The sequence below is a fragment of the Mesorhizobium delmotii genome, assembly GCF_900149755.1.
GTDB classification, from domain to species: Bacteria; Pseudomonadota; Alphaproteobacteria; order Rhizobiales; family Rhizobiaceae; genus Mesorhizobium; species Mesorhizobium delmotii.
On sequence record NZ_FUIG01000026.1, the window covers coordinates 144,445 to 168,113 of the forward strand.

At 63.3% G+C, this 23,669-nt stretch carries 26 protein-coding genes and 1 pseudogene; 12 read left to right on the top strand and 15 right to left on the bottom strand.

The genetic code is table 11. The annotated features are described in order from the left end of the window. Positions 1 to 33 precede the first annotated feature (33 nt). The 7 genes from BQ8482_RS17335 to rpsP all read left to right on the top strand — a co-directional run bounded on the left by BQ8482_RS17335 (position 34) and on the right by rpsP (position 7,131). Positions 34 to 1,281, top strand: a complete 1,248-nt coding sequence (locus BQ8482_RS17335) for a flavin monoamine oxidase family protein (RefSeq protein ID WP_123148750.1) — start codon at positions 34 to 36, stop codon at positions 1,279 to 1,281. A gap of 99 nt (positions 1,282 to 1,380) precedes the next feature. Further along, the gene (locus BQ8482_RS17340) at positions 1,381 to 2,475 is read left to right on the top strand and encodes a zinc-binding metallopeptidase family protein (protein WP_123148751.1); all 1,095 of its coding nucleotides are present in this window, start codon (positions 1,381 to 1,383) and stop codon (positions 2,473 to 2,475) included. A gap of 63 nt (positions 2,476 to 2,538) precedes the next feature. After that, the gene (locus BQ8482_RS17345; RefSeq protein WP_123148752.1) at positions 2,539 to 3,138 is read left to right on the top strand and encodes a DUF1236 domain-containing protein; all 600 of its coding nucleotides are present in this window, start codon (positions 2,539 to 2,541) and stop codon (positions 3,136 to 3,138) included. A gap of 203 nt (positions 3,139 to 3,341) precedes the next feature. Further along, entirely contained in the window at positions 3,342 to 4,307 is a 966-nt protein-coding gene (locus BQ8482_RS17350; RefSeq protein ID WP_123148753.1) for a CPBP family intramembrane glutamic endopeptidase, read from the top strand. Positions 4,308 to 4,647: 340 nt separating this feature from the next. Then, on the top strand, positions 4,648 to 6,285 hold the full coding sequence (gene ffh, locus BQ8482_RS17355; protein WP_123148754.1) for a signal recognition particle protein: 1,638 nt from the start codon (positions 4,648 to 4,650) through the stop codon (positions 6,283 to 6,285). A 7-nt stretch (positions 6,286 to 6,292) separates the two neighbouring features. Further along, the gene (locus tag BQ8482_RS17360) at positions 6,293 to 6,619 is read left to right on the top strand and encodes a chorismate mutase (RefSeq protein WP_095495656.1); all 327 of its coding nucleotides are present in this window, start codon (positions 6,293 to 6,295) and stop codon (positions 6,617 to 6,619) included. 110 nt (positions 6,620 to 6,729) lie between these two features. Then, the gene (gene rpsP / locus BQ8482_RS17365) at positions 6,730 to 7,131 is read left to right on the top strand and encodes a 30S ribosomal protein S16 (RefSeq protein ID WP_123148755.1); all 402 of its coding nucleotides are present in this window, start codon (positions 6,730 to 6,732) and stop codon (positions 7,129 to 7,131) included. An 84-nt stretch (positions 7,132 to 7,215) separates the two neighbouring features. On the opposite strand, the gene BQ8482_RS17370 is transcribed toward rpsP, so the two are convergent. The 4 genes and pseudogenes from BQ8482_RS17370 to BQ8482_RS17385 form a co-directional block, all read right to left on the bottom strand. Then, positions 7,216 to 7,479, bottom strand: a complete 264-nt coding sequence (locus tag BQ8482_RS17370) for a glycine zipper domain-containing protein (protein ID WP_123148936.1) — start codon at positions 7,477 to 7,479, stop codon at positions 7,216 to 7,218. Between the two features lie 154 nt (positions 7,480 to 7,633). Further along, positions 7,634 to 8,183 (bottom strand): annotated as a pseudogene (locus BQ8482_RS17375) (SRPBCC family protein). A 17-nt stretch (positions 8,184 to 8,200) separates the two neighbouring features. Further along, complete coding sequence (locus BQ8482_RS17380) at positions 8,201 to 8,611, bottom strand: DoxX family protein (RefSeq protein WP_123148756.1); 411 nt, start codon at positions 8,609 to 8,611, stop codon at positions 8,201 to 8,203. 124 nt (positions 8,612 to 8,735) lie between these two features. Beyond that, positions 8,736 to 9,641, bottom strand: a complete 906-nt coding sequence (locus BQ8482_RS17385; RefSeq protein WP_123148757.1) for a bestrophin family protein — start codon at positions 9,639 to 9,641, stop codon at positions 8,736 to 8,738. A 156-nt stretch (positions 9,642 to 9,797) separates the two neighbouring features. Here BQ8482_RS17385 and BQ8482_RS17390 point away from each other — a divergent pair, with 156 nt between their 5' ends. Next, positions 9,798 to 10,205: an ACT domain-containing protein gene (locus BQ8482_RS17390; protein WP_123148758.1), complete on the top strand. Its 408-nt coding sequence runs from the start codon at positions 9,798 to 9,800 to the stop codon at positions 10,203 to 10,205. A 186-nt stretch (positions 10,206 to 10,391) separates the two neighbouring features. On the opposite strand, the gene BQ8482_RS17395 is transcribed toward BQ8482_RS17390, so the two are convergent. Further along, positions 10,392 to 11,426: an aspartate-semialdehyde dehydrogenase gene (locus BQ8482_RS17395; protein WP_123148759.1), complete on the bottom strand. Its 1,035-nt coding sequence runs from the start codon at positions 11,424 to 11,426 to the stop codon at positions 10,392 to 10,394. A 435-nt stretch (positions 11,427 to 11,861) separates the two neighbouring features. Here BQ8482_RS17395 and BQ8482_RS17400 point away from each other — a divergent pair, with 435 nt between their 5' ends. Further along, complete coding sequence (locus BQ8482_RS17400; RefSeq protein WP_123148937.1) at positions 11,862 to 13,703, top strand: DEAD/DEAH box helicase; 1,842 nt, start codon at positions 11,862 to 11,864, stop codon at positions 13,701 to 13,703. A 107-nt stretch (positions 13,704 to 13,810) separates the two neighbouring features. Beyond that, positions 13,811 to 14,500: a DUF805 domain-containing protein gene (locus tag BQ8482_RS17405; RefSeq protein ID WP_123148760.1), complete on the top strand. Its 690-nt coding sequence runs from the start codon at positions 13,811 to 13,813 to the stop codon at positions 14,498 to 14,500. A gap of 60 nt (positions 14,501 to 14,560) precedes the next feature. Here BQ8482_RS17405 and leuB read toward each other — a convergent pair whose 3' ends face one another. The 4 genes from leuB to BQ8482_RS17425 all read right to left on the bottom strand — a co-directional run bounded on the left by leuB (position 14,561) and on the right by BQ8482_RS17425 (position 18,129). Beyond that, complete coding sequence (gene leuB / locus BQ8482_RS17410) at positions 14,561 to 15,664, bottom strand: 3-isopropylmalate dehydrogenase (protein ID WP_123148761.1); 1,104 nt, start codon at positions 15,662 to 15,664, stop codon at positions 14,561 to 14,563. Between the two features lie 247 nt (positions 15,665 to 15,911). Continuing rightward, positions 15,912 to 16,295, bottom strand: a complete 384-nt coding sequence (locus BQ8482_RS17415; RefSeq protein ID WP_123148762.1) for a RidA family protein — start codon at positions 16,293 to 16,295, stop codon at positions 15,912 to 15,914. Between the two features lie 149 nt (positions 16,296 to 16,444). After that, positions 16,445 to 16,753: a hypothetical protein gene (locus tag BQ8482_RS17420; protein ID WP_123148763.1), complete on the bottom strand. Its 309-nt coding sequence runs from the start codon at positions 16,751 to 16,753 to the stop codon at positions 16,445 to 16,447. Between the two features lie 152 nt (positions 16,754 to 16,905). Next, entirely contained in the window at positions 16,906 to 18,129 is a 1,224-nt protein-coding gene (locus BQ8482_RS17425; protein ID WP_123148938.1) for an argininosuccinate synthase, read from the bottom strand. A 281-nt stretch (positions 18,130 to 18,410) separates the two neighbouring features. Between BQ8482_RS17425 and BQ8482_RS17430 the strand changes: the two genes are divergently transcribed. Next, a complete protein-coding gene (locus BQ8482_RS17430; protein ID WP_123148764.1) occupies positions 18,411 to 19,052 on the top strand; it encodes a LysE family translocator in 642 nt (213 codons plus the stop codon). Here the strand turns inward: BQ8482_RS17430 and BQ8482_RS17435 are convergent. The 5 genes from BQ8482_RS17435 to BQ8482_RS17455 all read right to left on the bottom strand — a co-directional run bounded on the left by BQ8482_RS17435 (position 19,024) and on the right by BQ8482_RS17455 (position 22,495). Then, positions 19,024 to 19,509, bottom strand: a complete 486-nt coding sequence (locus BQ8482_RS17435; protein WP_123148765.1) for a hypothetical protein — start codon at positions 19,507 to 19,509, stop codon at positions 19,024 to 19,026. The two genes, BQ8482_RS17430 and BQ8482_RS17435, sit on opposite strands and share 29 nt — an antisense overlap. After that, complete coding sequence (gene rlmN / locus BQ8482_RS17440) at positions 19,506 to 20,741, bottom strand: dual-specificity RNA methyltransferase RlmN (protein WP_123148766.1); 1,236 nt, start codon at positions 20,739 to 20,741, stop codon at positions 19,506 to 19,508. Before rlmN ends, BQ8482_RS17435 begins: the two co-directional genes overlap by 4 nt. A gap of 199 nt (positions 20,742 to 20,940) precedes the next feature. After that, on the bottom strand, positions 20,941 to 21,444 hold the full coding sequence (locus BQ8482_RS17445; protein WP_023803328.1) for an invasion associated locus B family protein: 504 nt from the start codon (positions 21,442 to 21,444) through the stop codon (positions 20,941 to 20,943). A 235-nt stretch (positions 21,445 to 21,679) separates the two neighbouring features. Beyond that, positions 21,680 to 22,042 (bottom strand): YkvA family protein, encoded by a 363-nt coding sequence (locus BQ8482_RS17450; RefSeq protein WP_123148767.1) that lies wholly within the window; start codon positions 22,040 to 22,042, stop codon positions 21,680 to 21,682. 156 nt (positions 22,043 to 22,198) lie between these two features. Then, the gene (locus tag BQ8482_RS17455; protein ID WP_123148768.1) at positions 22,199 to 22,495 is read right to left on the bottom strand and encodes a 4a-hydroxytetrahydrobiopterin dehydratase; all 297 of its coding nucleotides are present in this window, start codon (positions 22,493 to 22,495) and stop codon (positions 22,199 to 22,201) included. Between the two features lie 52 nt (positions 22,496 to 22,547). Here BQ8482_RS17455 and BQ8482_RS17460 point away from each other — a divergent pair, with 52 nt between their 5' ends. Continuing rightward, the gene (locus BQ8482_RS17460) at positions 22,548 to 23,066 is read left to right on the top strand and encodes a low molecular weight protein-tyrosine-phosphatase (RefSeq protein WP_123148769.1); all 519 of its coding nucleotides are present in this window, start codon (positions 22,548 to 22,550) and stop codon (positions 23,064 to 23,066) included. On the opposite strand, the gene thpR is transcribed toward BQ8482_RS17460, so the two are convergent. Beyond that, complete coding sequence (thpR, locus tag BQ8482_RS17465) at positions 22,970 to 23,566, bottom strand: RNA 2',3'-cyclic phosphodiesterase (protein ID WP_123148770.1); 597 nt, start codon at positions 23,564 to 23,566, stop codon at positions 22,970 to 22,972. The genes BQ8482_RS17460 and thpR overlap by 97 nt on opposite strands. Between the last annotated feature and the right edge of the window lie 103 nt (positions 23,567 to 23,669).

Here is a 23,669-nt window from a genome sequence, read left to right on the forward strand (position 1 = left end):
AAGTAATTATTGTGGCGGGGGGCTAGAATATTCATGGAAGACGTTGACGTCGTGGTCATCGGCGCCGGCTCGGCGGGACTTTCCGCTGCCAAGACCCTGCGTGCAGCTGGCCTTTCCTTCAAGCTGGTCGAAGCGATGAACCGTATCGGCGGCCGCGCCTGGACCAGCGATCAGCATTTCGGCACCCCTTTCGACATTGGCTGCGCCTGGCTGCACGCGGCCGATCGCAATCCCTACTTTCCCGAGGCGCAAGCCGCCCGCTGGACGCTTCATCATCACGACATGAATGTCGATCATCTCTATTATCGCAACCGAAAGGCGAGCGAGGACGAAGAGGCCGCGATGAAAGCGGCTGATACTAGGCTGTTCGAGTTGCTGGCGGCACATGAGGTCAAGCCTGGTGACGACGACCGTCTTTCGGCCCTGCTCGCCAGGGGCCATGCGCCGCGCGCCGCCGCCACCTTTGCCGGGCCGATGGACTTTGGCGCCGACGAGGACGAGATATCGATCCGCGACTTTCAGGCCGCCGCCGATCTCGATCCGAACTACTTCACCAAGGAGGGGTTCGGCGCGCTGGTCGCCCGTTTCGGCGCCGACGTGCCGGTCGAGCTGTCGACGCCGGTGCGGAAAATCCTCTGGGACGTGCCTGGCGTCGCCTGCGTCACCGATCGCGGCACCATCCGCGCCAAGGCGGCCATCGTCACCGCCTCGCCGGCGGTGCTCGCCTTCGAGGAGATCGAATTCGCGCCGGCGCTGCCCGACACGCATTTCGCTGCCTTCTTCGACCTGCCGATGGGCATGCTGAGCAAGCTGCCGGTTGAAATCACAGGCACAAGGCTCGGGCTGGCGCCCTTCGACGACCTGCTGATCGAGCGGCTGGCCAGGCACGACATCTACTTCCTTTGCTTTCCCTTCGACCTCGATCTGATGGTCGGCTTCGTCGGCGGCGATTTCGCCTGGGAGATGTCGGCGGCGGGCGAGGCGGCAGGCGTCGACTTCGTCGTCGACCGGCTGTGCGCCATCTTCGGCGGCGACGTGCGAAAACATGTCGGGCGCGCCATGATGACCAATTGGGGCGGCGAGCGGTTCGTGCGCGGCGCCTATGCGGCGACCCGACCTGGTCGTTCGCAGGCGCGCGCCACGCTGATGCAGCCGGTGGCGGAAAAAATCTTCTTCGCCGGCGAGCATCTGGCCGGTCCGCTGATCCAGACCTGCGGCGGCGCCAGGCTATCGGGCGAGGCGGTGGCGAGAACGGTCGCCGCCCAGCTTGCGGCAAAATAGCAACGGCAGGAACGCCGGCCGCCGACAGGCGTTTGGGCGATATGCCGCTCCGCACTATATCCGGGCTGATGATTTGAGACCTGGTGATTTGAGATTGGTATGAAGCTCTTCGATTGCCCGCATTGCGGCTACCGCCTCTATTTCGAGAACGCCCAGTGCCTGAACTGCGCCAGCTCCGTGCTCTACGATCCCGGGCATGCGCGCTTCGTGTTGTCCGACGCCGGCGGCGTTTTCCAATGCACCAATGCCGACGAGTGCGCCTGCAACTGGATGGCTGAACCTGACCATGCCTTCTGCCGCGCCTGCGTGCTGAACCAGTTGATCCCGGACCTTTCGGTCGAGGGCAACCGCCGTCGCTGGATCCGCGTCGAAGCGGCAAAGAAGCGGGCAATCTATTCGCTGCTCGCCGCCGGACTGCCGGTCGCACCCAAGCAGAACGCCGGCGACGAGGCCGGCCTCGCCTTCGACTTCCTCGCCGATCCGATCGGCGGTCCGGGTGGCGAGCGTATCCTGACCGGCCATGACAACGGCCTGATCACACTCAATGTCGCCGAGGCGGACTCGGCCGAGCGCGAAAGACGGCGCGTCGAGATGGGCGAGAACTACCGCACTTTGCTCGGCCATTTCCGCCACGAGCTCGGCCACTATTTCTGGGACCGCCTGATCCGCGACGACCCGCAACGGCTTGCCGCCTTCCGTGCATTGTTCGGCGACGAGCGCACCGATTATGAGCAGGCGCTGAAGGCCTACCATGCCAATGGCGCGCCGCCCGATTGGCAGCAGGACCACATTTCCGCCTATGCCACGTCCCATCCCTGGGAGGACTGGGCCGAGACATGGGCACACCATCTGCACATCACCGATACGCTGGAGATGGTGCATGCGCTGAATTTCCCGCTCGGCCGGCTGGAAACCGTGGAGGCCAATGACCTGTCGCGGGACGACACCGGCGGCGAGCTGCAACCGGCGCCGTCGGAACCTGCCGCCGTTCCCGAACCGTTCGAAAAGATCCTGGCCCGCTGGCTGGTGCTGTCGGAAGCGTCGAACTCGATCAACCGCTGCATGGGCCTGCCGGACCTCTATCCCTTCGTCATCTCGGAGCTGACGGCACAGAAGCTGGCCTTCGTCCATGAACTCCTGACTGGTGTAGTGAAAGAAACCGGAACAAAACGTGAGCCGGCCGAGGCGTTTTAGCCGGAACGCATGAGGCCTTGTTTCGTTTTCGTTCGCGAGGGACCATCAACACGGAGCGAAACCATGAAGCGCATACTGTTTCCTGCTGTCGCCGGAGCGCTTGTCGCCATGTCGGGCACAGCCTTGGCCGATACCGCCGTCTCGGCTGTCGCCGATCTCAACATTCGCGCCGGCCCAGGCCCGCAATACCCGGTCATCGGCGTGCTCGCCGCCGGCCAGTCGGCAACGCTTGATGGCTGCATCCAAAACAGCAAATGGTGCACCATAGCCGAGGCCAATGGCCAGGGCTGGATCTATTCCGACTATGTGACGGCCGATTTCGGCGGCAACGAGGTCGTCCTGACCCGGCGCCCGGCGGACGCAGACATTACCATCGTCGAAGCGCCCGCCGACGTCGACGATCCCGACACCTATACCGGAGCGATCGTCGCTGGCGAGCCGATCGAGCCGATCAGACGGCCGCCGGCCGAAATCCGCACCTACATCGAGACCAACCGGGTCGACCCGGTCTATCTCGAGGGCGAGGTGGTTACCGGCGCGACCTTGCCGGATACCGTCGAGTTGCGCGAGATTCCGGACTATGACTACCGCTATGTCTATGTGAACGGTCAGCCGGCACTGGTCGATCCCGGCACCCGACGCATCATGTACGTCGAGCGCTGACATCAGCAAGCAATCAGGCGGCCGCCCGGCAAGAGCCAGCGGCGGCCGCCTCTGTCCGATATCGTTAACCTGAGCTTCGTGCTGGAGCGGCGTGCCCGCCGCTCCAGCCTTTTGTTCGAGCATCGGATTTTCCCAAAACCGGTTCCACTTTTGGGTCCGATGCTCTAGATCATGCGACCCGATGCATCAGGCAAGGAACCCGCGTGATATCAGACCCTGCCGCCTTCGAGCATTATCGGCGCTCTCCCAACGCCAAGACGAACCTGCCGCGGCTCCTGCTCGGAACGGCGATCGTCGTCCTGTTCTGGGTCGCGACAACCATCGCCGTGCTGTTCGGCGGCGCCTATCTTTTTGTTATCTGGCAGGCATCGTCTGGCACCCCGATGGAAGGAGGGGCGGTGCAGAATTTCATGGCCTCGCCCGCCGGGATCCTCGCCGCGCTCGCCTCGTTCGCCGGAATCTGGCTCGGCCTGTGGGCTGCCATGCGCTGGGTCCATCGCGAACCGCTGATGGCGCTGATCGGCACCAGCCACCGCGTTTCGCGCTCGGGATTTCTTAGGGGATTGGCCGCGGTGCTGATCACATCGCTGCTCTCCGAAATCCTGCTCTATCTCTTGCAGCCCGACATAGCGCGCGGTGCGATCGGCCTGTCGTCCTGGCTGCTGTTCCTGATCCCGATCGCTGCGCTGGCCCTGCTGCAGACCTCGTCCGAAGAGTTGCTGTTTCGCGGCTATCTTCTCAGGGGCCTGGCCAACCGGTTTCAAAACCCCTTCATCTGGGCATTGCTGCCAGCGCTTCTGTTCACTTCGATGCATTGGAGCCCAAGCTCGACGGCCGCCATCAACGCCTGCGTGCTCGCCTCGATCGCTGCTTTTGCGCTGCTCCTGACGCTTGTGGTCTATGCCACGGGCAACCTCGGCGCGGCCTTCGGCGCCCATCTCGGCAACAATCTGACCGGCTTCCTGCTGATTTCGCACCAGCAGAGCTACAATTCCTTCGCCCTGTTCAACGCCAAGCCGCTCGAAGGCCCCGGCTGGACGACGCTTGATGCCGTCCTCATCGCGGCGATCGGCATCGTCTGCACCCTGTTGACTGTTCTGCTGCTGCTGCATCCGCGCTCGCCGCTGAAGGTCGGGCCGGATATTTCGCACCCCGGCGGCCCAAGCTGATGCGCATCACGCTGGTGGTGCTGCCATAAACCGAACCGGCCCGGTTCAGCGTATTCGGCCCCGCACCTTGACTCCGCGGCCGATTTCCTGTCTACACGCTGCGAATTCCGCGACGAGTATCCCTCCGAGCAAGCCGACCGGGACGCCGAAGCCTCTTTGAGGTGACGTGCTGTAAATCGATCCTGGAGGCCAACATCCGGCAGCGCTGTGCGCCCCCGGGTGCTTTTTGGCTTTGGGCTTTTGCCCGGGCTGGCTTTGTTTGGGCTGGCTTTGAGTTGGATACTGGGCGCGAACGCATTACCTCTCGGATCGAACCCGAACCGAGATTGAAGGAAGACAGATGTTTGAATCCCTTCAGGAGCGCCTTGGCTCCATCCTGAACGGCCTTACCGGCCGCGGTGCCCTGTCCGAGGCCGATGTCGCGGCGGCGCTGCGCGAGGTGCGCCGTGCGCTGCTCGAGGCCGACGTGGCGCTGGAAGTGGTGCGTTCCTTCACCGACAAGGTGCGCGACAAAGCCGTCGGCGCCGCCGTGCTGAAGTCGATCAAGCCCGGCCAGATGGTCGTCAAGATCGTCCATGACGAGCTAGTCGAGATGCTGGGCGCCGAGGGCGTCGCCATCGACCTCAATGCGCCGGCTCCGGTCGTCATCATGATGGTCGGCCTGCAGGGCTCCGGCAAGACGACGACATCGGCCAAGATCGCCAAGCGCCTCACCGAGCGTCAGAACAAGAAGGTCCTGATGGCCTCGCTCGACACGCGGCGTCCCGCCGCGCAGGAGCAGCTCCGTCAGCTCGGCGAGCAGGTCAAGGTCGCCACGCTGCCGATCGTCGAGGGCCAGACGCCGGTCGACATTGCCCGCCGCGCCGTGCAGGCGGCAAAGCTCGGCGGCCATGACGTCGTCATCCTCGACACCGCCGGCCGCACCCATATCGACGAGCCGCTGATGGTCGAGATGGCCGACATCAAGAAGGTGTCGTCGCCGCACGAAATCCTTTTGGTCGCCGATTCGCTGACCGGCCAGGACGCCGTCAATCTGGCGAAAAGCTTCGATGAGCGCGTCGGCATCACCGGCCTGGTGCTGACCCGCATGGACGGCGACGGCCGTGGTGGTGCAGCACTTTCCATGCGCGCCGTCACCGGCAAGCCGATCAAGCTGATCGGCACCGGCGAGAAAATGGACGGGCTGGAGGAATTCCATCCCAAGCGCATCGCCGACCGCATCCTCGGCATGGGCGACATCATCAGCCTGGTCGAAAAGGCTGCCGAAAACATCGACGCCGAGCAGGCGGCGGCGATGGCCAAGAAGATGCAGTCGGGCAAGTTCGACATGAACGACCTTGCCGGCCAGCTTCAGCAGATGTCGAAGATGGGCGGCATGGGCGGCATCATGGGCATGATGCCGGGCATGGGCAAGATGAAGGACCAGATGGCTGCCGCCGGTCTCGACGACAAGATGTTCGGCCGCCAGCTCGCCATCATCTCGTCGATGACCAAGGCCGAGCGCGCCAACCCCGATATTCTGAAGCACTCGCGCAAGAAGCGCATCGCCGCCGGCTCCGGCACCGATGCGGCCGAGATCAACAAGCTCCTGAAGATGCATCGCGGCATGGCCGACATGATGAAGGCGATGGGCGGCAAGGGCAAAGGCGGTGGCCTGATGCGCGGCATGATGGGCGGCCTGGCCCAGAAGATGGGCCTCGGCGGCATGATGCCAGGCGGTATGGGAGGCATGGGTGGCCCGGGCGGCATGATGGGCGGCGGCATGCCGGACCTGTCCAAGATGGACCCCAAGCAGCTCGAAGCCTTGCAGAAGCAGGCGCAGGCAGCCGGTCTCGGCGGCATGAAGGGCCTGCCCGGTAGTCTTCCCGGGGGTGGCGGCCTGCCTGGGCTGCCCGGCGGCATGAAGCTTCCTGGTTTGCCGGGATCTGGCGGCGGTCTGCCAATGCTTGGCAAGAACGGCCCCGGCAAGAAGAAATGAGGGCGCGATGAACGAAGAAAAGGACATGGCCGACGCACGTGCGGCGCTGGTCGACTACCGCGCCTCGATCGACAACATCGACGCAGCGCTCATCCACATGCTGGCCGAGCGTTTCCGCTGCACCAAGGCGGTCGGCGAACTGAAGGCGTCGCATGGCCTGCCACCGGCCGATCCGGCACGCGAGCAGCAGCAGATCGCCCGCCTTCGCCAACTGGCGAAGGACGCCCATCTCGACCCGGATTTCGCGGAGAAATTCCTGAACTTCGTCGTCCGTGAAGTGATCCGGCATCACGAGCATATCGCCGCATCCAACGGCGTAACGAAAACCGGCTGAGGACCAGTGCATGTCGCGCAAAAGTGCGCAGCGGTTTTGGGACAACGACATGCATAAAGACAACAGTCATAACCCCGATCAACGAAAATCAGAATTTTAGGAGAAAGAAAATGCCACTGAAAATCCGACTGTCCCGTGCGGGCTCGAAGAAGCGTCCCTATTACCACGTCGTCGTCGCCGACGCCCGTTCGCCGCGCGACGGCCGTTTCATCGAGTCGCTCGGCTCGTGGAACCCACTGCTGCCCAAGGACGGCGAGCGGGTCAAGGTCGACGCCGACCGCGTCAAGCATTGGCTTTCGCACGGCGCCCAGCCGACCGACCGCGTGCTGCGCTTCCTCGATGAAGCCGGCATCGCCAAGCGTGAGACCCGCTCCAACCCGAAGAAGGCCGAGCCCGGCAAGAAGGCGCAGGAACGCGCCGCACTTCTGAAGAAGGCGCAGGACGATGCAGCCGCCGCTGTTGCCGCCGCGGCCGCCGCGCCGGCCGAGGCGGAAGCCGCGACCGCCGAATAGTCGACCTTTATCGGTCATGAAGACGGCGGGCCATTGCCCGCCGTTGTCTTTTCAGGGCATGCCCGTGAGGGAGGCCGCGCCTGTTCAATAGCCCTGCGGGCAACGGGCGATGTATACGCGGCCATAGCGATCCCGGTAGCGGCAGCGGTCCGGTTCGTTGGCCCGGCCGATCAGCGCACCGGCGACGGCGCCGACAGCACCACCAACGACCGCGCCTTCCACCGGATCATTTGCCACGGCGGCGCCCACGGCGGCACCGCCCAAGCCGCCTACAGCCGCGCCCTTCTCCGTTTGCGAGCAGGCACCAAGCGCCATCGCCAGCACCGCCAGAACTATCGTTTTCTTCATCATCGCTCCTCCCAAACGGGAAAACGCCTCCACCCGCCGTGCAGCGATAACGCACGAGAACGTGATTTGATCCGCCCTTAAGCCTTGCGCGTCCATCTGGGCGCGCAAAGACGCTGTGTTTTCAGGCACATGCGCTGGGGTAGCAGGACCGCTTTCAGCCGTTTTCGGCTTGCAGGGCACCTTGCTGTTCGGTGGCCCGCTTGAGATTGGCGAGGCCGGTTTCGAAATCCTTGCCGACCATCTTGTCCATGTTGATGAAGACGCCGATCAGCCTGGCGATGAAGGGGTAGCGCCCGTGCATCGCCCAGGTGACGGCGGTTTCGTTGCCGGTCGGCTTCAGCGTGAAGTCGACGGTGTTGTTGGCCTTGAATGGCTTTTCGAAATCGAGCTTTCGCCACCAGGGAAGACGGCATCGAATTGGTGATTTCCATCCGGCCGATGCCGGCCTTGCTGTTGCCTTCCCAGGCATAGGTGGCGCCCTTGCCGCTTTCGGCGCCGGAGAGCGTGCGCTTCATGTCCGGGTCGAGCTTTTTGTAGGGCGACCATACCGTCCAGCGCCTGAAATCGTCGATCAGCGGAAAGATCGTTTCGGGCGGCGCCTTGATGCTGGCGGAGCGGCTGACGGTGAAATTGTCCGGCTTTGTTGCGGCATAGATGAGCAAGGCGGCGATCAGGACAAGTAGAATGACAATAGCGGTGAGCATCTTCTTCTCCTTCGTGCCTATCGGTTGAACTGGATCAGCGATCGCATCCTGGGGTTGCGCAGGAAAAGGCCACCCCACAAGATGAAGCCGAGATAGACGCCGAACAGTGTGTGCGAAAACAGCGGGCTGCCGATACGTATATGCGTCGCGATGGCGCCACCGAGGTAGGCGGTGAGCAGGATGGCGCCAAGCACCGAGGTGCGTGGCACCGCATAGAGCGCGGTCGAGACCAGTCCGATGATGCCGAGCATGCGCGAGACATTGGGATCGGCTGGCCAGCCGAGCTGCACCATGGTCTGGGTGACGACATCGAGCGGCGGCAGCTTGATGACGCCGTCGAAGATCATGAACAGCACGATGAGGGCGCTGAGCCCTCGGCCGGTCCACAGCGCGCCCGGCGTGACGGATGCTGTTTGAGACATGGTCATTGGTCCTCCGGTTGTTTCGAGCCCTCTTGGCGAGGGTCGAACCAAGGACGCGGCGTGAGGCGGCGATCCGACACGCCTACGATCTTTTGAGCACACGGCGCTGCCATACGCGTGGGAACAAACCCTAGGAAAAATAGTATTTTTCGGCGGGGATCATTTTTGGCGGCGCCTCGCCGAGCGCCTCGAACACCGAGATTTCACAGACGCGGCACAGGCCGTCGAGGGCGAGATCGTTGGCCTCGGTGCCGAACGGGTCCTCGAGTTCCTCCGAAAGCGCGTCGAGGCCGAAGAAGGTGTAGGCGATCAGCGCCGTGAACAGCGGCGTCGCCCACCCGGCAGTCGAGGCGAGCCCAAACGGCAGCAGCAGGCAGAAGATATAGGCGGTGCGCTGCAGGAGCAGCGTGTAGGCAAACGGAAGCGGTGTTCCCATAATGCGCTCGCAGCCGGCCTGCGCTGCGGCGATTTCAGCCAGGCGCTCGTCGAGGATGCGGTAGCCCATGACGTCGATCGCCCCGGCCCTGTATAGTGCGGCGGCTCGCTCGCCCATCCGCCGCACCATGGCGTCGGGCGCGTTGGCCGCCTTGGCGGCACTTTCGGCTTCGTCGCCGATGAACGCGCGTGCGTCCGACGTTGCGTCCACCCGCCGAAGCAGGCCGCGCAGGAAGTGGCAGAAGGCCATCGCCTCCATCAGCAGGCCGCGCAGTTCCGCCCGGTTTTCGATCAGCCCGGTGCTGGCGCGCGCCAGATTGCGAATGTCGAAGACAAGCTGACCCCACAGCTTGCGCGCTTCCCACCAGCGGTCATAGGCGGCATTGTTGCGGAAACCGAGATAGATCGACAGCGCCACACCGAGCAAGGCGAACGGCGCGGGGCCGGCATTGCCGAGGTCGAGCTTCAGCGCTCTGACCGCCAGCACCACCAGCGCGCCATAGACGCCGAAGCCGAAGATCTGCGGCAGGATGCGCGGCACCACCGAGCCGCGCATGATGAAGAACAGATGCAAGAATCCCGGGCGCGGGCGAACGATCATCGAAACCCCTTTCACGGACCGGCAATGATCCTGATCGGTTCCATTGTTTGACGCAATACACGCATAAGCCCAGCCGCCAGCGACATGGCGATGTCGTCTTGCCGGCCTGGGCCCGAGCACGTTATCGAAAATCCGCAAGACATTCGGGAGCAATCGATGGCCGGCGAGACCGATCTGAAGAAACTGCTGGCAACGATGACGCCGGAATTGCGTCCCGGCATCCACGTCTTCGCCACATTGCCGCCCGATGCGCCCGTACCAGACGCCTTTGAGCCAGTGATGCTGTTTCGCGAGCGCGAGGGCACGACGCTGATCGCGCTAGAGGAGAAAGCCAAGGCCGCTGGCCTGGAGATCGTGTTTCGCTGCCGCATGGTGACGCTGAACATCCATTCGTCGCTGGAGGCGGTAGGCTTTCTCGCCGCCATCACCACGCGTCTTGCCGCCGCCGGCATGGGCGTCAATCCGGTTTCGGCTTTCTACCACGACCATCTGTTCGTCCCGGCCGACCGGGCGGAGGAGGCGATGGCGATACTGACGAAGCTGGCGGAAGAGAATCGTGGGTGAGGCGGGCGCCTTGTGTCTGGAAATGTGGGCGCTGCCCCTCATCCCCCTGCCGGGACCTTCTCCCCGTAAAACGGGGAGAAGGGGCTAACCGGCCGAAGGCCGAGCCCGCGACCGCGGGCCGCCGGTTGTCCGGCGCCCCCGCGGAGGGCCCGCCGCGGCAGCGGCGATACGGCCCGTGAGCGAAAACTATGCCGCCTTTTTCTTCGGCTGGATCAGCCCGCGCTCGATCAGCAGCTCCGCGATCTGCACGGCGTTGAGTGCGGCGCCCTTGCGCAGATTGTCGGAGACGATCCACATCGACAGGCCGTTGTCGATGGTCGAATCCTCGCGGATGCGCGAGATGAAGGTGGCGTCCTCGCCGGCCGAGTCCAGCGGCGTGATGTAGCCGCCGTCCTCGCGCTTGTCGAGAACCTGGCAGCCCGGCGCTTCGCGCAGGATCTCACGTGCTTCCTCGGCGGTGATCGGCTTTTCGAACTCGATGTTGACCGCTTCCGAATGGCCGATGAACACCGGCACGCGCACGCAGGTCGCCGTCAGCTTGATCTTGGGGTCGAGCATCTTCTTGGTCTCGGCGACCATCTTCCACTCTTCCTTGGTGAAGCCGTCGTCGAGGAAGACGTCGATATGCGGGATGACGTTGAAGGCGATGCGCTTGGTGAACTTCTTGACGTCGACCTGGTCTGCGACGAACACGGCGCGCGTCTGCGTGAACAACTCGTCCATGCCTTCCTTGCCGGCGCCGGAGACCGACTGGTAGGTGGCGACGACGACGCGCTTGATGGTGGCGAAGTCGTGCAACGGCTTCAGTGCCACGACCAGCTGCGCCGTCGAGCAGTTCGGGTTGGCGATGATGTTCTTGCGCGTGAACAGCGAAATCGCGTCCGGATTCACCTCCGGCACGATCAGCGGCACGTCCTGGTCGTAGCGGAAGGCCGACGAGTTATCGATGACGACGCAGCCCTGCTTGCCGATCTTCGGCGACCATTCCTTAGAGACGTTGCCGCCGGCCGACATGATGCAGATGTCGGTGTCGGAAAAATCATATTGGTCGAGCGCCTTGACCTTCAGCGTGCGGTCGCCGAACGACACTTCCGTGCCCTGGCTGCGCCGCGAGGCCAGCGCCACCACCTCGCTCACCGGAAAGCCGCGCTCTTCCAGTATGTTGAGCATTTCCCGGCCCACATTGCCCGTGGCGCCGACGATTGCAACCTTGAAACTCATCGAAATCTCCTGTCCTCTCCGCTCGGTTTTGGAGAAAACCCGCCGGCCGATGCGGGTTTCAACCCCCGGGCCGGACCCGGGAGAGGGTGGTTGGGCCAAGGGAATCAGACCGTTTTAGTGGTCGTTTTAGCCGTAGTTTTGCTGGAACGAGGAGACGCGCCGACACGCCCGGCCCAATGGTTCGCATTGCGGCCGGGAAAGTCGAATGCAAGAAGCGCCATCAAAAGGCCGCGCATCGAAACTATCCCGTTCGGTGCCGGCTTTTACGCGGTTTGCGTAAAGAGTCAATCGCGATGCGGCGAGGCGGCTTGCCCTGTACAATGGCGGCGGCGCGAAGTACGAACGATTGGATCGTTTGGCTTGTGGCGCTCCTGGCGCTCGCCGACGGATGACCCATTGCCGGGCATAAAAGAATCCGAATTCCGAAAGAAGCATATGTCCAATTTCGAAGCACTTGTCCCTGCGCTGGCAAAGGCGCTGGAAAAACGCGGTTATGTCGAGCTGACACCGGTGCAGAAGGCGGTTCTCGAGCTCGGGCAGGCCGATGCGCTGGTTTCGGCGCAGACCGGCTCCGGCAAGACCGTCGCCTTCGGGCTGGCCCTGGCGCCGACCCTTCTCGATGGCGCCGAGCGCTTTTCCCACGCCGCCGCACCGCTGGCGCTGGCCGTCGCGCCGACGCGCGAGCTCGCTTTGCAGGTAACGCGCGAGCTCGAATGGCTCTATGAACTGACCGGCGCAGCGATAGCGTCCTGCGTCGGCGGCATGGACATGCGCACCGAGCGACGCACGCTGGAACGCGGCGCCCACATCGTCGTCGGCACACCTGGCCGGCTGCGCGACCACATCACCCGCAACTCGCTCGACATGTCTGAACTGAAGGCAGTCGTGCTCGACGAAGCCGACGAGATGCTCGATCTCGGCTTTCGCGAGGATCTGGAATTCATCCTCGACGCTGCCCCTGCCGAGCGTCGCACGCTGATGTTTTCGGCCACCGTACCGCGCTCCATCGCCACGCTGGCCAAGGGCTACCAGCGCGATGCGGTACGCATCTCGGCCTCCGGCGAGGAAAAGCAGCACCTCGACATCGAATACCGGGCGCTGAGCGTGGCCCAAGCCGACCGGGAGAACGCCATCATCAACGTGCTGCGCTACTACGAGGCGAAGAACGCACTGGTGTTCTGCAACACCCGCGCTGCCGTCAATCACCTGACCGCGCGCTTCAACAACCGCAACTTTTCCGTCGTCGCGCTTTCGGGCGAGCTGAGCCAGAACGAGCGCAGCCACGCGCTGCAGGCGATGCGCGACGGCCGCGCAAAAGTCTGCATCGCCACCGACGTGGCGGCGCGCGGCATCGACCTGCCCAATCTTGAACTGGTGATCCACGCCGACCTGCCGACCAATCCGGAGACACTTCTGCACCGAAGCGGGCGGACGGGACGGGCGGGACGCAAAGGCGTCAGCGCGCTGATCGTGCCCAACAATGCCCGCAGGCGCACCGAACGGCTGCTGCAAAGCGCCGGCCTTGCGGCGACATGGGCAAGCCCGCCCTCGGCCGACGACGTCCTGCGCCGCGACGACGAGCGCATCCTCGCCGACCCGGTCTTCGGCGAGCCTGTGACGGACGATGAGCGCGGCTTCGTCAGCACGCTTCTCGACCAACGTGGCGCCGAACTGGTGGCGGCGGCCTTTGTGCGGATGTGCCGCTCCAGCCGCTCGGCGCCCGAGGATCTCCTTGACGTCGCACCGTTCACGCCGTCAGGTGACAAGTTTGCGCGCAGGGACGAGGCACCCAGCCGGCGCGACGATTTCGGCGACAGCGTCTGGTTCTCGCTGTCGGTGGGGCGCCGGCAGAATGCCGAGCCGCGCTGGCTGATCCCGATGCTGTGCCGGACCGGCGGCATCTCCAAGCGCGAGATCGGCGCCATCAAGATGCAGCCGGAGGAAACCTTCGTGCAGATCGCGGCGGATTGGGCCGACCGGTTTCTCCAGGCGATCGGCCCCGACCGCAAGCTGCAGAACAACATCGCGGTGAAGCGGCTGGACGGCACGCCCGACCTGTCGCGGGCCGGCTATCAGGAACCACGCCCGGACAAGAAGCCGCACCGTGGCAAGCGGACATTCGACCAGAACGCGCCCAAATTCGAGAAGCGCGCAGCGTCAGCCGATCAGCGCCCTGCCGCGTTCGAGGCAAAGCCCTGGGCCGGGAAGGCGGGCAAACCGAAATTCGACAAGGCCGGACCCGCCAAGAACAAGAAATCGAAGAAGCGGCCGGCTTGAAGCGGGGTGGCCTGCTCGTAGCCAACGCGCTGCGTTTCGCCCGCACCCCTTGCGATCTGCCGGAACTTTGAACAGTCTGGGCGCGGCGCGAGAGGGGTGGGCAGGACATGCGCGGCGAAGTGCTTCACTATGACGAGGATCAGGGCTTCGGTTTCATCACCGGAGCCGACGGCAACCGTTACACGTTCGCGCGCGAGGATCTGCGCCGAGAGGCGTCGATGGCCAGGGGCACGGTTATTGAGTTCCAGCCGGCCGGCGGACGGGCACGCGACGTTTTTTCGATCCGTGCCCAGGCTGCCAGTCCGCCTGCCGCAACCGCCGCCCCGACTCAAACCGGCAATGCGCCCGGGGCGCCGCAACATTTCGGCCGGTCCGCTGAAAGTCGTCCCGCCGCGGCTACCGGATTGTGGGATTATTTCTGGCGGGGCCTGACTGAAAATTACTTCAACTTCGCCGGTCGTGCCCGCCGCAAGGAATATTGGGGCTTTTGCCTGTTCTGGACGATCGCGCTGATTGTGGTCGTCGGCATTGGCCTCTTCATCGACGACGCCATGGGCAATATTGACGAATTGCCGGCAGTGACGGTCGGTCTTTGCGGCACGTTTGTGCTGGCGATGATCCCGCCATGGATCGGACTGAACGTGCGTCGCTTGCACGACATCGGCCTGACCGGCTGGCTTTTTCTGGCGGTGCTCATCCCAACCATCGGCTGGCTGATCATCCTGGTCTTCGCGCTGATCCCAACGCAGGCCCGTGAAAACCAGTGGGGTCCAGTGCCGGCGGGCGTCAGGGCCTAGCTGCTCGACACAGTGATTTTGAGGGGCTGGAAGGCGGGCGGACTTCGACCGCCACAGGGCTCAGCCCAGGAACTTGGCAATGATCGCGTCGCCCATCTGAGTGGTGCCGACCTCGGTCATGCCCTCGGAAAGAATATCCCTTGTGCGCAAGCCCTGGTCGAGCACGGCGGCGATGGCGCTTTCCAGGCGGTCGGCCTCGGTGACCATGCCGAAGGAATAGCGCATGCACATGGCGAAGGAGGCGATCATGGCGATCGGGTTGGCGATGCCCTTGCCTGATATGTCGGGCGCCGAGCCATGCACCGGCTCATAGAGCGCCTTGCGCTTTTTCGTCTTGGCATCCGGCGCGCCGAGCGACGCCGACGGCAGCATGCCAATCGAGCCGGTCAGCATGGCGGCGATGTCGGACAGCATGTCGCCGAACAGATTGTCGGTGACGATGACGTCGAATTGTTTCGGCCAGCGCACCAGCTGCATGCCGCCGGCGTCGGCCAGCATGTGGTCGAGCTTGACGTCGGCATAGCGTGCCTTGTGCGTCTGGGTGACGACCTCGTTCCACAGCACGCCTGATTTCATCACATTGCGCTTTTCCATCGAGGTGACGTGGTTGCGGCGTGTCCGCGCCAGCTCGAAGGCGACGCCCGAAATGCGCTCGATCTCGAACGTGTCGTAGACCTGCGTGTCGATGCCGCGTTTTTGGCCATTGCCGAGATCGATGATCTGCTTGGGCTCGCCGAAATAGACGCCGCCGGTGAGTTCGCGCACGATCAGAATGTCGAGCCCTTCGACCACCTCCTGCTTGAGCGAGGACGACGCCGCCAGCGCCGGATAGCAAATGGCGGGCCTGAGATTGGCGAACAGCTCCATGTCCTTGCGCAGCCGCAGCAGTCCGGCTTCCGGGCGCACCTCATACGGCACCGCATCCCATTTCGGCCCGCCGACGGCGCCGAACAGCACCGCGTTGGCAGCCATCGCCTTGGCCATATCGGCATCGGAAATCGCCGCGCCATGCGCGTCATAAGCGCAGCCGCCGACCAGCCCCTCATCGGTGACGAAATCACTGCCGAGCTTGTCGTTCATGGCGGCGATCAGCTTCTTCACCTCGGCCATCGCCTCGGGGCCGATGCCGTCGCCGGCGAGCAGGAGAAGATTTTTCGAAGCCATCGGAACCGTCCTAACTGTGGCGCATGACCGCGAAATCGGCATCGATTTCGGAAAGGATCATGCGCAGAACTATAATTCGACGGCGTCCTTTGCGCGTCCAAAAGGACGCGCGGCGCTGTCGTGAGCTGCGGCCTTGCTAAACGCCAAGCGGGCTATGCGCAAGCGTTTGGTTCAGAGCATCTTTGCGATGCTTCGCGCTACCTTCTGCCCCGCCGACGTCGTGCAAGCTTCTGCACCGCCGCCGCGCTCAGGCCGTGCGCCTGAGCGCCGTCACTTCGATCTCGATCTTCATTTCCGGTTTGTTGAGCTGGCAGACGATCATCGTCGCCGCCGGCCTGATGTCGCCAAAGGCCTCGCCGAGGATCGGAAAGACCGTGTCCACGAAAGCCGCGTCGGTGATGTAGTAATGCGCCCGCACCACATCGGCCATCTCGAAGCCGCCATCCTGCAACGCCTTGGCGATCGTCGCCAGGCAATTGCGCGTCTGCGCCTCGACCGTCTCCGGCATCGACATGGTCGCATAGTCGTAGCCGGTCGTTCCGGAAACGAAACACCAGTCGCCCTGTACCACGGCGCGCGAATAACCGGCGGCCTTCTCGAACGGCGAGCCGGTGGAGATCAGTTTTCGCATGGTTCCTCGCATTGTCCTTAGGCAATGTTGAGCGAAGAAGTGCCTTCCCGCCATAGGCCAGACAGGGCGGATCGACGGTGCAGAAAACCTTTGATGTGAAACGACGGTAGAGACATCGAGCGCAATGCGCGTAGCCAGCGCCTGACCCGTCACTTACCCTTAATGACCTTCCAAATCTCGGTCGGTTGGTTGAGCTGGAGGCTGTTGATGTCGGACGCGGAAATTCGGCCACTGAGCACCGCATCGCGCAGGCGCTGACAGAAGAGGCTTGGCATGCGTTCCTGGGACACACCCATGAAGGCGGAGGTCTCATGTTTGAGCGTAATGCTCCATACAGCGACAGCGGCGATGCAGCGGTTGTACCCCGCCTCGGGATTCTTCTTCGCGGTGTCCTGTCCAGTCTGGCAACCTGCCAGAGCGCCGACCATCGCCGGCAAACTCAAAAACCTCAATCTCATAGCAAATTCCCCTGCCCATTGCGAAAGCAGTTGGACAAGATCGCCGAGAGGTCAAGCGAGAAAGCGTCTGGTTTAGTCTTTTGATGTCGGTATATTAGGGGATACAAATAAAGAACCCCGGCTTTCACCGGGTTCTACATGTCCTATTCTAGTTAGCTCTTTCGACTGCGCGCCGCCAGCGTCCGCAGCCTCAGCGCGTTGAGGCGGATGAAGCCTTCGGCGTCCTTCTGGTCGTAGGCGCCACGGTCGTCCTCGAAGGTGACCAGCGCGTCGGAATAGAGCGTCTTCTTCGACTTGCGGCCGGTGACGATGACGTTGCCCTTGTAGAGTTTTAGCCGCACCGTGCCTTCGACATCTTCCTGGCTCTTGTCGATCATCGCCTGCAGCATCAGGCGCTCCGGCGCGAACCAGAAGCCGTTGTAGATCAGCTCGGCGTAGCGCGGCATGAACTCGTCCTTGAGGTGGGCGGCGCCACGGTCCAGCGTGATCGATTCGATCGCCCGGTGGGCTGATATCAGGATGGTGCCGCCGGGGGTCTCGTAGACGCCGCGCGATTTCATGCCGACGAAACGGTTCTCGACAAGGTCGAGCCGGCCGATGCCGTTGTCGCGGCCGAGATCGTTGAGCGCGGCCAGCATCGTCGCCGGTGACAACTTCTTGCCGTCGAGCGCGATCGGATCGCCCTTCAGGAATTCGATTTCGATCTCGGTGACCGTGTCCGGCGCGTCCATCGGCGAGATGGTGCGCTGATGGACGAATTCCGGCGGCTCGCTCCACGGGTCTTCCAGCACTTTGCCCTCGGAAGACGAATGCAGCAGGTTGGCGTCGACCGAAAACGGCGCGTCGCCCCTCTTGTCCTTCGGCACCGGGATCTGGTGCTGCTCGGCGAAGTTGATCAGGTCGGTGCGCGACTTGAACGACCAGTCGCGCCATGGCGCGATGACCTTGATGTCGGGGTTGAGCGCATAGGCCGAGAGCTCGAAGCGGACCTGGTCGTTGCCCTTGCCGGTGGCGCCATGGGCAATGGCATCGGCGCCGGTTTCTTTTGCGATCTCGACCAGGTGCTTGGAGATCAGTGGCCTCGCGATCGAGGTGCCGAGCAAATAGGTGCCTTCATAGACGGCATTGGCACGGAACATCGGGAAGACGAAGTCGGAAACGAATTCCTCGCGCACATCCATGATGCGGATGTCCTTGATGCCCATCATCTCGGCCTTGCGCCGCGCCGGCTCCAACTCACCGCCCTGGCCGAGATCGGCGGTGAAGGTGACGACTTCGGCGCCAAGCTCGGTCTGCAGCCATTTCAGGATGATGGAAGTGTCGAGGCCGCCGGAATAGGCGAGCACGACCTTCTTGACGGCTTTTGCTTTTGACAGGCTGGGGGACATATTGGCGGTTCCGCGACAAGGGTTCTCGCCGGGCGAGGTATCACGGGCTTTCCGGGCTGCGCAAGAGACGAACGGTGTTCAGGCCGTCGGTGAAGCTGCCGATCTCCGCGCAAGCGGGGAGATCGGATGTCGCTGCGGCCTTCGCCAACTACCAACGGCGCCGACATCGAACTTTCGACCCGGCTGGATCAGACGCTTTGCTAGCGAGAAGCTGGCGCCTGCTTGGCGCCTGCGCTATAGGCTCCACCTGTTTATCCAGGGCCCTGCCGATGACCTTCATTCCCGATACCGCCACGCTGATCCAGTTCGCCATCGCCACCGTGATCCTGGCGATCACGCCTGGGCCTGACATGACGCTGTTCGTCTCGCGCACATTGAGCCATGGCCGCGCCACCGGCTTTGCCTCGATGGCGGGCGCGCTGTGCGGCACACTGATCCACACCACGCTGGTCGTGGTCGGCATCTCGGCGCTGATCGTCGCCTCGCCGATGTCCTTCCTGGCCCTGAAGATCTTCGGCGCCGGCTATCTCGTTTTCCTGGCCTGGCAGGCGATCACCAAGGGGTCGGCCTTTTCACCCGAGAAGAAGAGCGGGCCGGAGATTTCGCTGTTCCGCGCTTGGGCGGCAGGGCTCGGTGTCAATCTGCTCAACCCGAAGATCATCCTGTTCTTCATGACCTTCCTGCCGCAATTCGTCTCGGCGCATGATCCGAACGCGCCTGGAAAGCTGTTCTTCCTCGGCGCGATGTTCGTCGTTTTGTCGATCCCGGTAACAGCGCCAATGGTCTTTGCAGCAGAAAAATTCTCCGCGGCGATGAAGACCAGCCCGCGGGTGACGCGCGTCGTCGATTATCTGTTCGCCGGGGTGTTTTCGGCCTTCGCGCTTAAGATCCTGACCGCCCAGGCGAAGTAGGCGCGGACCTTCCGGCTTGACGCCAGCTTCCGGCCGAGCGCCCGGCGCTCAGCCAGTAGAAAATGCCGCCGACCATGCCGCAGCCGATCACGGCAGCGACGACGCGCGGATCGGTGATCTCGAAATTGGCATCGGCGGTCTGGTAGGCGAAGCCGAGGAAGACCGCCGCGACCACCGCGCCCGCCAGCGCATAGAACAGCCAGTCGCGCCGTCCGAGGATTTCCGAGACGAGAATGGCGATGGCTGCCGGCATGAAGGCGAAATAGGCGACGAACAGTGCAACGAAGGGGACAGAAAAATACAGCGAAGCCGTCGCCGTGGGGTGCGCGTGCTCCGGCGTATAGCCCAGCGACGCCAGAAACATGATATTGAGGAAGGCGCTGGCGGCCAGCGCGGCGACGACATAGCCGATCAGGATGACGGCGAAGCGGACGAGATAGGCAACGAGACGGGTCACGCCTCGCCGTGCCCCGCGATCATCATCGCTTCCAGCGCCAGCCGGTCGACCTTGCGCATGCGCTCGGACTCCGACTTGAGCTGGCCGCAGGCGGCGAGGATATCGCGGCCGCGCGGCGTGCGGATCGGCGAGGCATAGCCGGCATTGTTGATGTAGTCGGCGAATTTCTCGATCGTCTCCCAGTCAGAGCACTGGTAGTTGGTGCCCGGCCACGGGTTGAACGGGATCAGATTGATCTTGGCCGGAATGCCCTTGAGCAGCTTGATAAGCCCTTTGGCGTCCTCGATCGAATCGTTGACGTCCTTCAGCATCACATATTCGAAGGTGATGCGCCGGGCATTCGACAGGCCGGGATAGGCGCGGCAGGCGGCGATCAGCTCTTTCAACGGATATTTTTTGTTGATCGGCACCAAAAGGTCGCGCAAATCGTCATTGGTGGCGTGCAGCGAGATCGCCAGCATGACGCCGATCTCCTCGCCGGTGCGGAAGATCTCCGGCACGACGCCGGAGGTCGACAGCGTGATGCGTCTTTTCGACAGGGAAAGCCCGTCGCCGTCGGACGCGATCAGCAGCGCCTTCTTCACCGCCTCGAAGTTGTAGAGCGGCTCGCCCATGCCCATCATGACGACGTTGGACACTTTCCGGCCCTCGGCCGGCACGATGGCGCCATCGGGCGTGTCGCGGTCGGGGAAATCGCCGAGCCGGTCGCGGGCGGTCAAAAGCTGGGCGAGGATTTCCTCTGATGTCAGGTTGCGCACCAGCTTCTGCGTGCCGGTGTGGCAGAAGGAGCAGGTAAGCGTGCAGCCGACCTGCGACGAGATGCAGAGCGTGCCGCGGCCTTCTTCGGGAATGTAGACGGTCTCGATCTCGACCGGCCGGCCGGCGCCGCGCGGCGGAAAACGAAACAGCCATTTGCGCGTGCCGTCGGAGGAAATCTGCTCCTCGACGATCTCGGGTCTGGCGACGGTGAAATGCTTGTCGAGCTCGGCGCGCAAATCCTTGGAGATGTTGAACATGCCGGCAAAGTCGGAGACGCCGCGCACATACATCCAGTGCCAGAGCTGCTGGGCGCGCATCTTGGCCTGGCGCTCCGGCACGATGCCTGATGCAACCAGGGCAGCGCCAAGCTCGGCCCGGGTCAGGCCGATCAGCGACGGTTTTTCGGCCGGCGTGGCGCGGGCGCGCAACGCGTCACGGGCGCCTTCGGCGGTGAGGTCGAATGAAAGGGTCATTGTTGCGCCAATATAAGCGATTTGCGGCCGATTACAGCATCGTGCTGGAAATGAAGCGCGGCGCATAGCACAGGTTGACGGCGGAGTCATGGGTGGCGGCGGTGCAAGGCTCGCCGCAATGTGCCGGCCGGCGGCGTTTTAAAAAGCAAAAAGCCGGGCTTGCGGCCCCGCCCTTACTCAAACTCCGCTTCGCCTATGGCTATTTGCACTTGGCGATGGACGACAGCGCCGCCGAAATGCCTTTCAGTGAAAAGACATAGGTGGTGGTGTTGCCGCGGCCGGACTTCGCCTGCACCTTCATGTCGCTGCCGGTTTTCATCGCGGCGATCAGCACCGGCTCCTCGGCGGCGTTCTCGACCCAGGCCGACTTGCCGCGGGTGAACATCGAAAAGCTCTTGCCGTCGATGGTGACGGTGGCCTTGGAGTTTTCCTGGAAATTGTAGCCGGCGATGAATTGCGGCTCGTAGGAGACCTGCTGTCCCGGCCGCTGGCTGACGAAGAAGAACATGTCGCCATGGTCAAGCGTCGGCGGCTGCTTGTCGGTCGGCACGGTCAACACATAGCAAACCTTGCCGCCCGACGCCTGGTAGCTGTAGGTGCCCCAGGCATTGTGCTGGCCGATCTTGGTCGCCGACTGCGCCAGAGCCGGCGCTGTCATGGCCACCAGTGCCAGGCTCGAAATTGTAGCAATCAATCCGCGCATCGCTTTTCCCATATATGGTGCGGAGGCAGGCCGGCTCAGCGTCCTGCCCGTCGCTTCATTTTGATTTAATCTGGGTTACCAAACGGTGAATTTCCCTTGGGAAAAGGAGATCCACCCCAGGAAACCGCCGCCATCCTTGCGCCCGTCGCTCGAAAAGCGGCAGTTGCAACGTCCCTTTCGCGACTTGGAGGCCACGAAAGCGGCAAGAGTTTGACTTTTCTGCCTTGTCGTCGGCTCAGCTGTTGTCGGCAATCGCCTGCTTGGCGGCGAGCCGATGCGCTGATGTGATGTGGGCTTTGACGGTGGTGATCGCGGCGGTCAGCACCGCGATGTCGTCGGTAAAGCCCAGTCCGAAGACGAAGTCGGGGATGACGTCCGTCGGCAGCACGAAATAGCCGAGCGCCGCCACCAGGATGCCCTTGGCGCGCAGTGGCGTGTTCTTGTCCATGGCGCAGTAGTAGGCGGCGACCAGCTCTTCCATGAACGGGATCTGCCGGGCAGCCCTCTTGGCAGTGCGCCAGAATTTCTCGCGCACTTCGCTCTCCTCGCCCGGCTTGCCGCTAAAGCCGAAGAAATCAAAACCTGATTTTTGCGCCATCAGTCTCTCCTAACGGGGCTACGCATGTCGTTCCACGCGCGCCTGCCAGCGGAAAATGTGGTGAAAGCAGTGCCCCACTACAAGATGCCGCTGTCTCGACGCAGCGATTCTGACAGCTTGGAAAGGACCGGCAGCGAACGTCGGGAACCAGCGAGTTCAACCGCCGAAATAGCGGTCCATCGTCTTGGCCAGTTCGAAATCGAGCGCCGTCAGGCCGCCGGCATCATGGGTGTTCAGCGTCACGTTCACGGTCTTGTAGACATTCGACCAGTCGGGGTGATGGTCCATCTTCTCCGCCGCCAGGGCGACACGGGTCATGAAGGCGAAGGCTTCGGAAAAACTCCTGAAGGTGAAGGTGCGAGCGATCGAGCCGCCGTCCCTGGCCAGCGACCAGCCGTCGAGCCCGGCCAGCGCCTCGGCGACCGCCTCCTTGCTCAGTTTCTCTCTCGTCATAATCGTTTCCCGTGCTATCTGGATTCGCAGTCTTCAGCATAGTGCCGGATCGATGAGCGCAAAGCCGATAAAATCCATTCTTTTCGTCTGTCTCGGCAATATCTGCCGCTCACCGTTGGCGGAGGGCGTGTTGCGCGTCGTCCTGGCGGAGCGCGGTCTCGATCGGGATATCCTGCTTGATTCGGCCGGAACCAGCGACTGGGAAGCCGGTTCAGCGCCCGACCCGCGCTCGATGTCGATCGCAGAGCGGCACGGCATTGATATTTCCAGACAGCGGGCGCGCAAGCTGACGCAAGACGATTTTTCGCGTTTCGACCTCATTCTCGCCATGGACCGATCGAATCTCCGGGATCTGAAAGCGCTGGTGCCTGCCGCCATGCGCGACCGTGTCCATCTGTTCCTGGAGTTCGCGGAGGGAAGGGCGAGCGACGTGCCGGACCCTTATCACGAGGGGCCGGATGCGTTTGCCTTGGTCTACCGCATGATCCGCGAGGCGTCGGAGGCGCTGGCGACGCGGCTCGAGGCGCGGCTGTCGGCGCCCGACAGCGGCCAGGCCTCCTCGACGACGTAGGGTCCGCCGCCGACCGAATCGCGCGACGACATCAGGACGAAGCGACCGACACGGAAGGGCAGCGTCGAAAAATTACCGCGTGCCGAAAGGTACTGGGCGACGTCAAGCGGGCTCGAATTGCGCAGCCTTGCCAAGGTCACATGCGGCATGAACTTGCGCGGATCGGCGGGGATGCCGAGGCGCTGGCAGATGCGCTCGATCTCGCCTTGCAGTGCCGAAAGATCGGGCGAGGCGGAAACGCCGGCCCACACCGCATGCGGTTTCTTCTGGCCAAAGGCGCCGACGCCGGACAGCGTCAGCGGGAAGGACGGGCGGTGGACACGGTCGAGCGCGTTGGCGATCTCGTCGGCGACATGGCCCTCGACATCGCCGATGAAGCGCAGCGTCAAATGGTAGTTCTCGACGTCGATCCAGCGAGCCCCGGGCAGGCCGCCCCGGAGCAGGGACAGCGAAAGGGCGGCGTCACGCGGAATTTCGAGGGCGGTGAAAAGACGTGGCATGGGAAGCCTCCTGTCCTCGAATCGAACTCTTGTCGCTAGCGAATCATTGATAATCGAACGGGGCAAGCGGTTTATTGGTCGCAGCCCTGCCTAAAATTCAAAT